Genomic DNA, 14,658 nt, shown 5'->3' on the forward strand with positions numbered 1-14,658 from the left:
CGATAGAAGGGGCCTTTTGGCCCCCTTTTTTTGGTTGAATATTGGGTTAAATAAAGTATGTCAGAATATAAGTACCCCGCAGCCGATGTATTTCATCAAGAAGAAATAAAAAAAAGCACCTTTATTGTGCATATTGCCCACACTCCGGATTTAGCTGCAGCAAAAGCATTTATAAAAAGCATTGAAGAAAAATACGCAGATGCACGGCATAACTGTTGGGCTCATGTAGCAGGTAACCCTGGAGGCAGTCATGTATATGGTTTTTCAGATGATGGAGAGCCTAATGGGACCGCAGGGAAACCAATGCTAAACGTTTTAGTTGGCTCAGGTTTAGGTGAAGTAACTGCGGTCGTTACACGTTATTTTGGGGGGATAAAGTTAGGGACTGGCGGATTGGTGCGCGCCTATGGTGGCTCACTTAATAATGCCTTGGCGCAGCTTAATACTGTAGTAAAAGTGCCCAGTGTAGAACTTATCGGTTTTAGTGATTACAGTATTCAAGGTGCTATTGAGCAATTATTAAAAACAAAATATCAGGTTCTTGATATCGAAAAGCAATTTACTGCTAATATTGAATGGGTTATTACTATAGATAGCCGTGAAGCTGCTCAAGCGATTAAAGATATTTATGATTTGAGCCATGGCGCGGTTGAGTTAAAGATCAAAGAGTAAGACAATAACAATAGTTAATAACGATATATTAAAATAAAAGCGATGGCTCAATGCAATTTCGTACCATAATAAAAATCCTAGGCCAACTTGTCGTACTGTTTAGTATAACAATGGTGCCTCCTGCGGTTGTATCGCTTATTTACAAAGATGGTGGCGGTGTCCCTTTCGTCTTAGCGTTTATTTTCAGTGTTGTTATTGGCTTAATGGCTTATTACCCAAATAGGCAAGAGGATGGAGATTTAAAAGCACGCGAGGGCTTTTTAATTGTTGTCTTGTTTTGGCTGGTACTTGGGGCGTTCGCTTCCATTCCTCTTATTTTTCTAAGTGAACCTAACCTGTCGTTAGCTGATGCGGTATTTGAAGCCTTTTCGGGACTTACAACCACAGGGGCGACCGTATTAACAGGGATTGAGTATTTACCCAAATCGGTATTGTTTTATCGCCAACAATTACAGTGGCTTGGTGGTATGGGGATCATCGTACTAGCGGTGGCTGTACTACCAATGCTTGGAGTTGGTGGCATGCAGCTTTATCGTGCAGAGACTCCAGGGCCGGTAAAAGACTCTAAAATGACGCCGCGTATCGCAGATACGGCAAAACATCTTTGGTATATTTATGTATTTTTGACTGCCAGCTGTTCAGTCGCTTACTGGACTGCGGGGATGGATTGGTTTGATGCTATTTGCCATGCATTTTCTACAATTGCGATAGGAGGCTTCTCAACATACGATGCTTCTATTGGGCACTTTGATAGCCCGTTAATAAACTTTATTTGCGTCGTCTTTCTAATCATCGCAGCAATCAACTTTACTTTGCACTATGCAGCTGTCTCAAGTCGTAATATTGCTGTGTATATTCGCGACCCTGAATTTAAAGTATTTTTGTTTATACAACTTGCGCTGGTGGTCATTTGTTTTACCGTTTTATCATCAAATAATATTTATGCTGATGGTGATGAAACCTTAGATCAGGCTTTATTCCAAGCAGTATCGATGAGTACTACTGCAGGCTTTGCAACAGATAACTTTTCAGCTTGGCCACTGTTTTTACCTATACTATTAATCTTTTCAAGCTTTATAGGGGGATGTGCGGGCTCCACAGGTGGTGGTATGAAAGTCGTTCGTGTATTCCTGCTATACTTACAAGGGGTGCGAGAACTCAATCGCCTTGTTCATCCGCGCGCAATTTATTCTATCAAGCTAGGTAGAAAGGCACTACCCGATAAAGTGGTCGAAGCCGTTTGGGGGTTCTTCTCTGCTTATGCGCTTGTATTCGTTATTATCATGTTAGCTCTAATGGGAACAGGCATGGATAACATAACTGCGTTCTCAGCCACTGCTGCTTGTTTAAATAACTTAGGCCCTGGTTTGGGGGAAGTAGCAAGTCATTACGGCGCCGTGAGTGATACGGCAAAATGGTTACTTACCATTGCAATGGTATTTGGCCGATTAGAGATTTTTACCTTGCTGGTACTGTTTACGCCTACGTTTTGGCGTGGTTAACGCAGCCTTTAAGCTATCTGTTTATCGCTATTTATATAACTAATTAATATTTAAAAATGGTCAAAGGAAATGCCTGAAACAAAGCAATTACACAATCTAGAGAAACTTGCGTTTATAACCGCAGGTACCTTAGTGGATATTGAAATACTTACCCCGACTAAAAGTAAACGTCTGAAAACAGAGTTTGTAGGGTTACTCAACGACCACTTTGTTGTGCTGAACTACCCATCACCTCGGCGATTAGGCAATGCAGGCGAATACCTCAAAGATGGTACGATTATTATTGTGCGTGCTGTGCTTGAAAGTGGCGGTGGGCAGGTAATTGCGTTTCGTCAGAAAGTTATGTCAGTTTCTTCTCATCCTAAACGACTCATCTTTTTACATTTTCCAGACCAAGTTCAATTATTTAGTTTGCGATCTCAAACCCGTATACCCACGTTATTACCTGCAATAATTCAGCTCAGCGATGAACATAAGTTGAAAGGAGTCATAAAAGACGTATCAATCACCGGAGTAATGTTTGCGCTTAAAAGTGAAGATGACCTAAGCAAACTCAAAGACACTCCTTGCAAAATATTGCTCGATGAAAGAGATAACGAAGTGAATGAGTTTTCAGGGCAAATTTGCAGTGTTCGCAGTTTAGCCGATGACACTCTATTGGGTGTTCAACTAATAGTAAGTGAAGATGAAATGAATAAATTTATGAAAGATCATTTGATCGACTTATCTGTTTTGGAGCCCTTGATATAAAAATGCTTTAGCCTCGCTCTTTGACACAGTAGCGAAGGAATTACCTTACATAATGTCTTATTGATATTTTAAAGAGGTAATCATATGGCATATTCACCGCAGAAGTTTGTTTGGTAATTATTAGGGCCGATTAAAGCTTATTGGCAATGGCTCTAGTAATGACCGAGCTCCATTTATAAACAGCTAATAGTAGCGGTTTAGGTTTATTCGTTTGGTCTTATTTCGCTTATTTGCAACAAATTCATTTTTACTCAAATAAAACCCCAAAAGCAGTAGAAAAAATGTTTGCTTTTATTTAAAAGTAATTATAAATCAATCCACTACAATGTATTTTATTTTTAAAAATATTCTCCCCTAAAACCTGTTCAGCATAGGTTTATCCCTTTTTAACAAAAACAAACACTAATAATCTTGTTTAGAGTGGCTTTGTGTCTTTTTCATTAATCCTAACATGTTGATTTATAGCGTTTTAAATTTCACGTCATTACACGTGTTGCTAAAAAGCAACAAAAAAAGACTGTTCAAATAACCGTATCGTCAAAATATTTTACTAAGCTTTTGTTTTTATTGGTTTTATAAAGGTTGGCATTGAAGTTGTAATACTTAGTTCGAACGAAACGAAAACGTGATTAAGTATTTAATCGCAACGTACATAAACTTTGAAGGAAGATTGATTATGAACACATTAAACAAAACATTAGCACTTATCGCACTAGCATCTTCATCAGCAGCATTTGCTGCAACTGATTTCGACACGCTTGACGAAGATGGTAATGGCGCAATCAGCCAAAGCGAAGCATCAGTTGACGCTGCACTAATGAGTCAGTTTAAAACGCTTGATACTGACGGTAACGGCGAGCTATCTAAAGAAGAATTCTCAAAGGCTTAATAAGCGCCTTAGGATTTTAAGAAAGGATTTACCGTTTTACGTAACACATTATTTAGAAATTGAAGGAATTATATTATGAACACATTAAACAAAACATTAGCACTTATCGCACTAGCATCTTCATCAGCAGCGTTTGCTGCAACTGATTTCGACACGCTTGACGTAGATGGTAATGGCGCAATCAGCCAAAGCGAAGCATCAGTTGACGCTGCATTAATGAGCCAGTTTAAAACGCTTGATACTGACGGTAACGGCGAGCTATCTAAAGAAGAATTCTCAAAGGCTTAATTAGTGCCTCAGGATTTTAAAAAAGGATTTACCGTTTTTACGTAACACATTATTTAGAAATTGAAGGAATTATATTATGAACACATTAAATAAAACTTTAGCACTTATCGCACTAGCATCTTCATCAGCAGCGTTTGCGGCAACTGATTTCGACACGCTTGACGTAGATGGTAATGGCGCAATCAGCCAAAGCGAAGCATCAGTTGACGCAAAATTGATGAGTCAGTTTGCAGAGCTAGATTCAGACGGCAATGGTGAGCTATCTAAAGAAGAATTCTCAAAGGCTTAATTAGCGCCTCAGGATTTTAAAAAAGGATTTACCGTTTTTACGTAACACATTATTTAGAAATTGAAGGAATTATATTATGAACACATTAAATAAAACATTAGCACTTATCGCACTAGCATCTTCATCAGCAGCGTTTGCGGCAACTGATTTCGACACGCTTGACGTAGATGGTAATGGCGCAATCAGCCAAAGCGAAGCATCAGTTGACGCAAAATTGATGAGTCAGTTTGCAGAGCTAGATTCAGACGGCAATGGTGAGCTATCTAAAGAAGAGTTCGAAAACGCCTAATGACAATTTACTCAAAGGCTTTTGCGTAATAATTCTGAGTTGCCAAAGACAACCTAAATAGGCCGGGAGCCTATGAAAAAGAAGCGCAGGGACATAAAGCCAGTTTAATAAACAATGAAGGAATATATAGATGAAAAAATTTACTAAGACATTAGCCCTAATCGCACTTGCATCTTCATCAGCAGCGTTTGCAGTGACCGATTTTGATACCCTAGACGTTGATGGTAATGGTGTAATAAGCCAAAGCGAAGCAGCGGTTGATGCAAAATTATTAAGCCAATTCAAAGAACTTGATAAAGATGGTAATGATGAGCTTTCGAAACAAGAGTTTTCCGAAGCTTAAAGTGAATTTTTACGCACAATGGATCTTTGAAAAGGACTTCTTACCTTTATTTAATTAGGAAACAAATTATGAAACATATTAATACAGCGCTTGCTATTATCGCCCTTGCTTCTTCATCTGCAGCGTTTGCTGCTGTGAGTTTTGACACATTCGATACTAATGGCGATGGCGCGATTAGCCAAAAAGAAGCCTCTGTGAATGCACAGCTCGTAGAAATTTTTTCGGCGTTAGATACTGACCAAAATGGTGAACTTTCAAAAGAAGAGTTCTCTAAAGTACAGTAATACTGTTTGATAATAGAAAATACTGTAATTTCACTTCATATACGTTAAAGCAGCTTTGCCTTTGAAATAGGCAAGCTGCTTTTTTATGTTTACAAGAAAATGGCGCTGACTTGGAATAGTTTCTCAACAAAGTGAATGTGCTTTTTGTCGATTAAGAACATAATAACATGGTCACCAGAATGGATGATGGTATCGTCGTGGGCGATGAGTACATCGTCGTTTCGTACAATGGCGCCAATGGTGGTGCCTGCGGGGAGTTTGATGTCTGCAATAGCGCGACCAACAACTTTTGACGTGTGTTCATCGCCATGGGCTACCGCTTCAATTGCTTCTGCGGCGCCTTTACGCAGTGAATAAACATTAACAATATCACCACGGCGTACATGGGTAAGCAATGCTGAAATTGTGGCTTGCTGCGGCGATATAGCAATGTCTATTTCACCACCTTGAACTAAATCAACGTAAGCGCCACGCTGTATTAGCACCATGGTTTTTTGTGCCCCCATACGCTTTGCTAACATGGCGGACATTATGTTTGCTTCATCATCGTTTGTTACAGCGATAAATACATCAACTTGTTCAATATGCTCTTCAGAAAGTAGCTCTTGGTCTGATGCATCGCCACAAAATACCACGGTGTTGTCGAGTAATTCAGATAATTGCTCGGCGCGTTCTTTACTGCGTTCAAGTAATTTTACACTGTGGTTTTTCTCAAGCGAACGGGCAAGTCCTGCACCAATGTTACCACCACCTGCGATCATGATTTTTTTGTATGAACGTTCAAGCTTTTGCAGTTCGTTCATTACCGCGCGAATATGTTTAGTTGCGGCAAGGAAGAACACTTCATCGTCGGCTTCAATGACGGTGGTGCCTAATGGTTTTATGGCTTTACCTTGACGATAAATAGCCGCTACACGCGTCTCAACATTGGGAATGTGTTCTTTGAGAGCTGAAAGTGCATAACCGACGAGTAAACCACCGTAGTACGCTTTTACTGCCACTAAGGACAGCATGCCATCGCCAAACTGTAATACCTGTAACGCACCAGGGTAATCAATTAAGCGGCGAATATACTTAGTCACCAACTGCTCAGGCGCAATATAGTGATCAACGGGTAAATCGTCGTTTTGAAATAGTTTTTCACGGTACTTAAGATATTGCTCAGAACGAATACGGGCAATTTTAGTGGGCGTATTAAAAATACTGTAAGCCACTTGGCAGGCAACCATGTTCACTTCGTCTGAGCTGGTTACTGCAATGATCATATCGGCGTCTTCGGCACCGGCCCTGCGTAATACATCGGGGTGTGCGCTGTGGCCAGTAACACCTTGTAGGTCGTACTTGTCTTGTAACTCACGTAAGCGGTTGCCATCGATATCAACAACCGTTATTTCGTTTTGTTCACCTACTAAGTTTTCAGCGAGTGTGCCGCCTACTTGCCCGGCGCCGAGTATGATTATTTTCATTATTTATCTTATGACTGTTTTTTTACAAGCTTGGCATAATAAAACCCATCACTTTCGCCTGGCAGTAATTGTAAGCCTGGGTTTGTGGTGGTGTCGTTATCATGCAAAGGTATATGCTCAACATCAGTGTTACTTGCTAGAAATTTAGCAACTTGTTGTTGATTCTCAAGTGGTAATACTGAGCAGGTTGCATAAATTAATGTGCCGCCTGGTTTTAGTAAAGGCCAGATGCTATCTAAAATATCACCCTGTAGCGCAGCCAAGTCATTAATATCTGACGCGCGACGTAGCCATTTTATATCTGGGTGACGACGAATAACGCCAGTCGCAGAGCAAGGAACATCCAGTAAAATGCGGTCAAATTGCTGCTCATCCCACCAAGTATGGGGTTGCGATGCGTCTGCACATTGTAAGTCTGCACCTAAACCGATACGGGTTAAGTTTTGCTTTACGCGTTCAAGGCGGGTTGCATCGCTATCAAGGGCAAGTACATCGGCGTCGGCGAGCTCTAAAATGTGGCAGGTTTTACCGCCAGGCGCTGCACAAGCATCAAGTATATGCTCATCATCTTTAGGGTCTAACAAGCGCGCAGCTAATTGCGCTGCCGCATCTTGTACTGAGCAAGCGCCAGTATCAAATTCAGGCAGCGAGAACACATCGCGTGGTTTATCTAGTTTAATACCATCAACAAAGTCAGGGTTTACTGTGTGTTCAATATCATTCGCGCTGAGCATTTCACTGTATTCTGTGGTGCTGTACTGCGCTTGATTCACACGTAGCCACATAGGAGCTTGTAGCTGGTTGGCCTCTAAAATTTGTTCCCATTGCTCAGGATAGGCTTCTTTTACTTGTTTAATAAACCAATTTGGGTGGTTGTATAAACACACAGGAATTTGTTTAGCTTTTTCTTCAAGCTCACTCTGTTGGCGTTGAAAACTTCGTAGAATAGCGTTGATCAGGCCTTTTAGGCCAAGCGCTCGAAGTTGCGCTAAAGCATTCACGGTTTCGCTGATCGCGGCATGGGGTGGAACCCGCATATGTTGTAGTTGGTAAATGCCCACATACAGTAAAAACTGGAATATACGGCGTTTACCTTTTAACGGTTGCTCAACCAAATGCTGGCAATAATTCTCTAAACTCGGCAGGTAACGTAATACGCCATAGCAAATTTGCTGTAATAAGGCTTTATCTTTAGGTGATAGGCCTTGGCTCGCAAAAGGGAGCTCTTGGTTTAAAGATGCGCCCTTATCGACTACGTTATATAAAGTTTCGGCGGCAAGCGCGCGTACGTTTGGAACATTACTCATTATTTTCGCCTAAGACGCTGCCTGGAGTAACCCAGTCACTGCGACCATTTAAAAAGTCTGTAACAGCCATTGGTTTTTTACCTTGTGGCTGTAATTGGGTGATTTTTAGCGCGTGTGTGCCACAAGCGACTACAATATCGTGTTTGTCACTGTTTAAAATAGTGCCCGGCGTACCTTGTTGCTCAACCACATCGGCTTGATAAATTTTTACTGTGTTCTCGCCCATTTGAGTAAAGCAGACAGGCCAAGGGTTGAATGCACGAATATTACGCTCTATTTGCAGCGCATCCATAGACCAATCAATATTAGCTTCATCTTTTGATAACTTTTTAGCGTAATTAGCTAAAGTATCATCTTGTACTTGTGGGGTTATCTCACCATTGGCTAATTTGGCTATGGTTTCAACAAGTGCCGTTGGGCCTAACTCCGCAAGTTTAGTGTATAAACTTGCACTGGTTTCAGTCGCATCGATAGGGCAGCGGCTAATATGTAACATATCACCAGTATCTAACCCTTCGTCCATTTGCATTATGGTTACGCCAGTTTCATCGTCGCCCGCCCAAATCGCGCGTTGGATCGGTGCTGCACCACGCCAGCGTGGTAAAATTGAACCATGCACATTTAAGCAACCTAGGCGTGGAGCCTCTAAAATTGCTTTTGGCAGTAAAAGTCCGTATGCAACAACGATCATGATATCTGCATTTAAGCTGCTTAACTCACTTAATGCATCGTCATTTTTTAGTGACGCAGGTTGAAAGACAGGTAAGTCATTAGCTAAAGCAAGCTCTTTTACTTCACTGGCTTTTAGTTTTTTACCGCGTCCTGCCGGGCGGTCTGGTTGACTATAAACACCAACAACGTGATGTTCAGAATCAATAAGAGCTTGTAAATGGCGCGCAGCAAAATCCGGCGTACCAGCAAAAATAATGCGTAGTGGTTTTGTCACTGAGTTTTCCTAAGGTGCTTATTACTGTGCTGCAAATTTAGCTTCTTTTTCAAGCTTTTTACGAATACGTTGGCGTTTTAATGGTGATAAGTAATCAATAAACAACTTGCCTTTAAGGTGATCAAGCTCATGTTGAATACAGATCGCTAAAAGCTCATCGGCATCTAGGCTGTATTCTTCACCTTTTTCATTAAGTGCACTAACCGTTACGGTTTCTGCGCGATCTACTTTTGCGTATGAATGCGGCACTGATAAACAGCCTTCTTCACTCACGGTTGCGCCATCTTGCTTGGTAATCACTGGGTTAATTAAAACCAATGGTTCGTTGCGTTCTTCTGATACATCGATCACCACAATGCGTCGATGAATATCAACTTGTGTGGCGGCAAGGCCTATGCCATTTTCGTCATACATTGTTTCTAGCATGTCTTTAACTATTTGACGAACTTCGTCGTCAACGCTTGCTACGTCTTTAGCAACAGTACGTAAACGCTCATCTGGAAATCTTAAAACTTCTAACCTAGCCATAGTAACCTTTTCACTTGTGCATAATATAGGGTATTGTATGCTCTTATTTTAGCCATTCGCGTTCACCTTTAACAGGTTTTGGTTGATAATAATGAAAAAACACCACAAGGAAGCCCAATGAAATACCCGTTTTTAGCCGCTGTGCTGATATTAAGCTCTGCATTTTCATCTCATGCAGATGTTTTATCAATTAAAAAAGATGCGCCTAAACAATATGTTGTGAAAAAAGGTGACACATTATGGGATATTTCGGGTATCTATTTGAGCGAACCTTGGTTGTGGCCAGAACTGTGGCAAATGAACCCACAAATCAATAACCCGCACTTAATTTATCCCGGTGATGCACTCTCTTTAATTTATGATGAGCATGGAAATCCACGGTTAGTGATTAATACCGGCTATAAAAAGCTTTCTCCGCAGGGGCGTATAACGCCTAAAGGTAAAAATGCGATTCCTACATTGCCGCTTGAACTACTTCGTCCTTACTTAACTTATGAACAGGCGATTAGTGGTGAGCAAATTGCTGGTTTACCTTACATTTTAGGCGCGAACGAGAACACTAAAATGAATACGTTGGGTCACATCGTTTACGTTAAAGGTAACCTTAATAAGCATGAAAGTTATGCCATTTACCGAAAAGGCAAACCATATAAAGATATTGATAGCGATGATGTGCTTGCTTATAAATCTGTATTAGTCGGCGTGGGGCGTGCATTTAGATCAGGTGATATTGAAAATGGCGTGCCGGCTTCAGTAAAGGTAGAAAGCGTCAAACAAGAAATTAGAGCCACAGACTTTTTATTACCAGCAATGGAAGGACAAACTCTTCCTGCATTCTTTAATATGAAGCGCCCAGAACAACCCATTGAGGGAAATATTATTTCTGCAGTAACTGAGCTGCGAGAATTTAGCACGATGGATATAGTAGTGCTAAACTTGGGGTCAGAGCAGCAAATTAAAGCGGGCCATATTTTAGATATAGAGCGTCAGTCGCCAACTGTTTTTGATGGCCGAAATGGCCCTCGATACAAAGAAGATTCGAACAGCCTTGAAAAGCTTATTACAAATACTAGCGAGTTTTTGGGTGTCGAAGCAGATAAAGACGCGACTGTTTGGCATATGCCTAAAGAAAAAGTCGGTGAGCTAATGGTGTTTAAAGTATATGACAATGTTAGCTATGCCTTAATAGTGAAAAACCAGCACCCAATCCGAGTCGGTGATTTTGCAGTAATAAATTAAACAGGTTTGAGTGCTCTAAGGAGAGAGCATGGAACAGTCATATGGCAAGCTAACACATTGGCTTGCATTTTATTTATGCAAAGGTCTGGGTGTTAAAACGCTGCTGGCACTCGCTGAAAAAGTGCCATTAGAAAACCTCGTTGATTTATCTTATCAGCAACTACTTGAATCAGGTCTTAATCAGCAAGTCGCTACAAATCTGGTGGCAACGGATTGGCAACTTGTTGCGCACTACGAAAACTTACTATTCGCTTCAGACATTGAAGTTATTAGTTATTTTGATTCGCGTTATCCGCCATTGTTAAAACAAATTGCCAGTGCTCCATTATTACTATTTTGTCGTGGTGACTTGGCGCTTTTAGCCAGCCCACAAATAGCCATCGTCGGCAGCCGCAATGCAACCCCTATCGGGCTCGAAATAGCCGCTCAATTTGCACATCAACTCAGTGAAGCCAATTTAACTGTTACATCTGGTATGGCGTTGGGTATTGACGGTGCTGCACACAAAGGAGCCCTCGCTGGAGCGGGAAATACCATTGCAGTTTTAGGCACCGGTGTGGATGTTTACTACCCTAAACGACATAAGCTTTTAACAGATCAAGTATTAAATTGTGGTTTACTAGTCAGTGAGTTTTTACCCGGAACAGCAGCTAATGCGAATAATTTTCCGCGTCGTAATCGCATTATATCTGGATTATCCTTAGGGGTTTTGATTGTGGAGGCGGAGATTAAAAGTGGCTCGTTAATTACCGTTCGATATGCACTTGAGCAAAATAAAGAGGTGTTTGCAGTTCCTGGCTCTATCAAAAACCCATTATCACAAGCGAGTCATTTTTTAATAAAACAGGGGGCAAAGTTAGTCGAAAATGTCAGTGATATTTTAGAAGAAGTGAGCTTTTTTGGTCAAAACAGTCTATATAATATAGATGAGCCTGTTGAAAATAAGCCTGAATGCGACGTACTGAAAAGCGTAGGTTTTGAAGTTACACCGGTTGATGTAATTGCTCGACGCTGCCAATGGTCGATTGAGAAAGTGCAGACTCGTTTACTTGACTTGGAATTAGATGACAAAGTAGAGCGAGTTTTAGACGGCTATATCAAATTGGGAGGAAACTAATATGTTCGATATCCTCATGTATTTGTTTGAAAACTATATTCATAGTGAAGCTGAGGTCTTTGTTGAGCAAAATGAGCTCACCGATGAGCTATTGCGCGCAGGCTTTAATAAACCCGAAATCTTCAAAGCTCTTGATTGGTTAGAACAACTCGCAGACTTACAACACAGTGATGAAGTTCCTTATTTAAATGCTTACCCGCAACACGCTGTGCGTATTTTTACTGATAGTGAGTGTCAGATGCTTAGTACGGAATGTCGAGGTTTTCTGATGTTTGTAGAGCAAATAGGTGTAATCAATAATGAAACCCGAGAAATGGTAATGGACCGATTGTTCGCTTTAGATAAACCTTATATCGGCCTAGATGACTTAAAATGGGTGGTGTTAATGGTATTATTTAATGTGCCAGGCTCTGAGTTAGCTTATTCGCAAATGGAAGAACTTATTTTTGACGAGCCAGCAGAGGTATTGCATTAACACTTTGTGGTGCTTGTAACTTTAATTAGTTTGGGTATATTAGGCGAAAATTAGCCAGTCGCTTTGGAATCTCATGAGTAAAATAGATCATTCGCTTTTCTCTGCTAATCAGCATGCCCTCGAAAAAGAATACGAAATTTGCCCTCAATGTGGTTCTGAATTAGTGATCCGTAACAGTAAAAGCGGGCCTTTCCTTGGTTGTGCAAGCTATCCTAAATGCGATTTTATTCGGCCTCTAGCTCAACACGATACTCAGCAAATAAAAGTACTTGATGACAGTCCGTGCCCAGAATGTGGTAATCCGCTGGTGGTTAAAAATGGCCGTTACGGTATGTTTATTGGTTGTACCGGCTATCCCGAGTGCCATTACATTGTTCACGATGAAAAAGAACCTGATGCAGAGGTGTTACCTGCTTGCCCTAAATGTAAAAAAGGGCAGTTAGTTGCGCGCAGTAATAAATTTGGTAAAACTTTTTATTCCTGTGATAGCTACCCAAGCTGTAAATATACCCTTAATTTTAAACCTATTGAGCATACTTGCCCTGAGTGCCAGTGGCCAGTCATGATGCAAAAGCAAATGACCAGCAGTGTTGTGTTACAATGCCCACAGAAAAGTTGCTCGCATAAAATCACTGTCAGCGAGTAAAACGCTTAACTTTTATTGTATTTGGAGATTTGTGTGACAGATCCAATCCCTTCACCTTTAACTGTTGTTGATGCATTAAAGCAAGGTGGTGTAATTGTTTACCCAACTGAAGCTGTATTTGGTTTAGGTTGCGACCCCGATAACCAACAAGCCGTAGCAAGCTTATTAGCAATTAAACAGCGTCCAGTCGAAAAAGGGCTGATTTTAATTGCTGACAATTATGGTCAGTTATTAAAATATATTGATGATGCAAAAATTCCAATGGATAAGCGAGCCGACATTTTCTCTAGTTGGCCCGGTGCGATTACCTGGGTTATGCCAGCAGCTAAAAATACACCTAAATGGTTAACCGGACAGTTTGATACTATTGCTGTACGTGTAACTGATCATCCTACAGTAAAGCGCTTGTGTCAGGAGTTAGGTAAGCCTTTGGTTTCAACCAGTGCTAATTTATCTGGGCAAGAGACGGTCACCAGTATAGCGATGGCTAAAAGTGAGTTTGCTGAGCAGGTTGCCTTTTATGTTGATGAACCGCTTGGCGGCAATACACAACCTAGCACCATTAAAGACGTAATGACCGGTAAAGTATTTAGAGGATAAGCAATGCACAGTAACCTACTCGAACAAGTAAAAACCTATTTAATGGCATTGCAAGACAGCATTTGCCAAGGCTTAGAACAAGCTGATGGCAGCGCCAAGTTTGTTGAAGATAGCTGGCAGCGAGCTGAAGGTGGTGGTGGCCGCACTCGGGTTATTCGTGATGGTCATGTTATTGAACAAGGTGGGGTTAACTACTCACATGTTTTTGGCGCTTCTATGCCTGCATCTGCAACGGCGCATCGCCCTGAGCTTGCTGGTCGAAGTTTTCACGCCTGTGGTGTGTCGCTGGTTATCCACCCTAAAAACCCACACATTCCAACGAGCCACGCCAATGTACGCTTTTTTATTGCTGAAAAAGAAGGGGAGCAGCCTATTTGGTGGTTTGGTGGCGGCTTTGATTTAACGCCATTTTACCCAGTGTTTGACGATGTTAAGCATTGGCACCAAGTTGCTAGTGACCTTTGTGCGCCATTTGGTGATGACGTATACCCGAAATATAAAAAGTGGTGTGATGAATATTTCTATATTAAACATCGCGACGAAACACGGGGTGTTGGTGGTTTATTCTTTGATGATCTTAACGAGCAAGGGTTTGAAGAAAGCTTCGCCTTTATGCAGGCGGTTGGTAATGGTTTTCTTGATGCTTATTTACCGATTATTGAACGTCGTAAAAACGACGAGTACACTCAGCAACAGCGCGACTTCCAATTATATCGTCGTGGTCGATATGTTGAGTTTAACCTTGTTTGGGACAGAGGAACTTTGTTTGGCTTACAAACAGGAGGCCGAACTGAATCCATTTTGATGTCGATGCCACCACTTGCTCGCTGGGAGTATAATTATAAACCAGAGGCTGACAGCGCTGAAGCGAAGTTATACCAATATTATTTACGCCCCCAAGGTTGGTTAAATAGCCAACCAAGTGAGTTGATAGCAAGAGAGTGGGACTTATAAGAATTACACAAAAATCAAAAATGGCGCTATTAAGCGCCTTTTTGTATGAGAGCTAAATAACCTGAACTCTGGAT

General features: G+C 41.2%; 19 protein-coding genes. 15 read left to right on the top strand and 4 right to left on the bottom strand.

Annotated features, from left to right (window positions below; genetic code table 11):
* Positions 1-57 precede the first annotated feature (57 nt).
* The 9 genes from C7Y70_RS19205 (at position 58) to C7Y70_RS19245 (ending at position 5,306) form a co-directional block, all read left to right on the top strand.
* Positions 58-672, top strand: a complete 615-nt coding sequence (locus C7Y70_RS19205; RefSeq protein WP_099297178.1) for a YigZ family protein — start codon at positions 58-60, stop codon at positions 670-672.
* A gap of 50 nt (positions 673-722) precedes the next feature.
* Positions 723-2,174: a TrkH family potassium uptake protein gene (locus C7Y70_RS19210; protein ID WP_099297180.1), complete on the top strand. Its 1,452-nt coding sequence runs from the start codon at positions 723-725 to the stop codon at positions 2,172-2,174.
* Between the two features lie 69 nt (positions 2,175-2,243).
* Entirely contained in the window at positions 2,244-2,924 is a 681-nt protein-coding gene (locus C7Y70_RS19215) for a flagellar brake protein (RefSeq protein WP_135476538.1), read from the top strand.
* Between the two features lie 676 nt (positions 2,925-3,600).
* A complete protein-coding gene (locus C7Y70_RS19220; protein WP_135476540.1) occupies positions 3,601-3,813 on the top strand; it encodes an EF-hand domain-containing protein in 213 nt (70 codons plus the stop codon).
* Positions 3,814-3,888: 75 nt separating this feature from the next.
* Positions 3,889-4,101 (top strand): EF-hand domain-containing protein, encoded by a 213-nt coding sequence (locus C7Y70_RS19225; RefSeq protein WP_099297184.1) that lies wholly within the window; start codon positions 3,889-3,891, stop codon positions 4,099-4,101.
* A 76-nt stretch (positions 4,102-4,177) separates the two neighbouring features.
* Positions 4,178-4,390: a calmodulin gene (locus tag C7Y70_RS19230; protein WP_135476541.1), complete on the top strand. Its 213-nt coding sequence runs from the start codon at positions 4,178-4,180 to the stop codon at positions 4,388-4,390.
* Positions 4,391-4,466: 76 nt separating this feature from the next.
* Positions 4,467-4,679: a calmodulin gene (locus C7Y70_RS19235; RefSeq protein WP_099297186.1), complete on the top strand. Its 213-nt coding sequence runs from the start codon at positions 4,467-4,469 to the stop codon at positions 4,677-4,679.
* Positions 4,680-4,809: 130 nt separating this feature from the next.
* Positions 4,810-5,022, top strand: a complete 213-nt coding sequence (locus tag C7Y70_RS19240) for a calmodulin (protein WP_099297188.1) — start codon at positions 4,810-4,812, stop codon at positions 5,020-5,022.
* 68 nt (positions 5,023-5,090) lie between these two features.
* A complete protein-coding gene (locus tag C7Y70_RS19245; protein WP_099297190.1) occupies positions 5,091-5,306 on the top strand; it encodes an EF-hand domain-containing protein in 216 nt (71 codons plus the stop codon).
* An 89-nt stretch (positions 5,307-5,395) separates the two neighbouring features.
* On the opposite strand, the gene trkA is transcribed toward C7Y70_RS19245, so the two are convergent.
* From trkA to def, 4 genes are read right to left on the bottom strand one after another with little or no spacing between them, the layout of a single operon-like run.
* Positions 5,396-6,772, bottom strand: coding sequence for a Trk system potassium transporter TrkA (trkA, locus tag C7Y70_RS19250; RefSeq protein WP_099297192.1), 1,377 nt, complete (start codon positions 6,770-6,772; stop codon positions 5,396-5,398).
* A gap of 8 nt (positions 6,773-6,780) precedes the next feature.
* A complete protein-coding gene (gene rsmB / locus C7Y70_RS19255) occupies positions 6,781-8,079 on the bottom strand; it encodes a 16S rRNA (cytosine(967)-C(5))-methyltransferase RsmB (protein WP_135476543.1) in 1,299 nt (432 codons plus the stop codon).
* On the bottom strand, positions 8,072-9,025 hold the full coding sequence (gene fmt / locus C7Y70_RS19260) for a methionyl-tRNA formyltransferase (RefSeq protein ID WP_135476545.1): 954 nt from the start codon (positions 9,023-9,025) through the stop codon (positions 8,072-8,074). The genes rsmB and fmt overlap by 8 nt, the downstream gene beginning before the upstream one ends.
* A gap of 21 nt (positions 9,026-9,046) precedes the next feature.
* A complete protein-coding gene (gene def, locus C7Y70_RS19265; protein WP_099297198.1) occupies positions 9,047-9,553 on the bottom strand; it encodes a peptide deformylase in 507 nt (168 codons plus the stop codon).
* 117 nt (positions 9,554-9,670) lie between these two features.
* Between def and C7Y70_RS19270 the strand changes: the two genes are divergently transcribed.
* From C7Y70_RS19270 to hemF, 6 genes are all read left to right on the top strand, one after another.
* The gene (locus C7Y70_RS19270; protein WP_099297200.1) at positions 9,671-10,792 is read left to right on the top strand and encodes a LysM domain-containing protein; all 1,122 of its coding nucleotides are present in this window, start codon (positions 9,671-9,673) and stop codon (positions 10,790-10,792) included.
* A 28-nt stretch (positions 10,793-10,820) separates the two neighbouring features.
* On the top strand, positions 10,821-11,909 hold the full coding sequence (gene dprA / locus C7Y70_RS19275; protein WP_135476547.1) for a DNA-processing protein DprA: 1,089 nt from the start codon (positions 10,821-10,823) through the stop codon (positions 11,907-11,909).
* A gap of 1 nt (position 11,910) precedes the next feature.
* Positions 11,911-12,384, top strand: a complete 474-nt coding sequence (locus C7Y70_RS19280) for a DUF494 family protein (protein WP_135476549.1) — start codon at positions 11,911-11,913, stop codon at positions 12,382-12,384.
* 73 nt (positions 12,385-12,457) lie between these two features.
* Positions 12,458-13,030: a topoisomerase DNA-binding C4 zinc finger domain-containing protein gene (locus C7Y70_RS19285; protein ID WP_099297206.1), complete on the top strand. Its 573-nt coding sequence runs from the start codon at positions 12,458-12,460 to the stop codon at positions 13,028-13,030.
* Between the two features lie 33 nt (positions 13,031-13,063).
* Complete coding sequence (locus tag C7Y70_RS19290; RefSeq protein WP_237114058.1) at positions 13,064-13,630, top strand: L-threonylcarbamoyladenylate synthase; 567 nt, start codon at positions 13,064-13,066, stop codon at positions 13,628-13,630.
* A gap of 3 nt (positions 13,631-13,633) precedes the next feature.
* Complete coding sequence (hemF, locus tag C7Y70_RS19295) at positions 13,634-14,584, top strand: oxygen-dependent coproporphyrinogen oxidase (protein ID WP_135476551.1); 951 nt, start codon at positions 13,634-13,636, stop codon at positions 14,582-14,584.
* Positions 14,585-14,658: the final 74 nt, after the last annotated feature.

Origin of the sequence: Pseudoalteromonas sp. KS88 (genome assembly GCF_004766475.1) — a bacterium.
GTDB lineage: Bacteria > Pseudomonadota > Gammaproteobacteria > Enterobacterales > Alteromonadaceae > Pseudoalteromonas.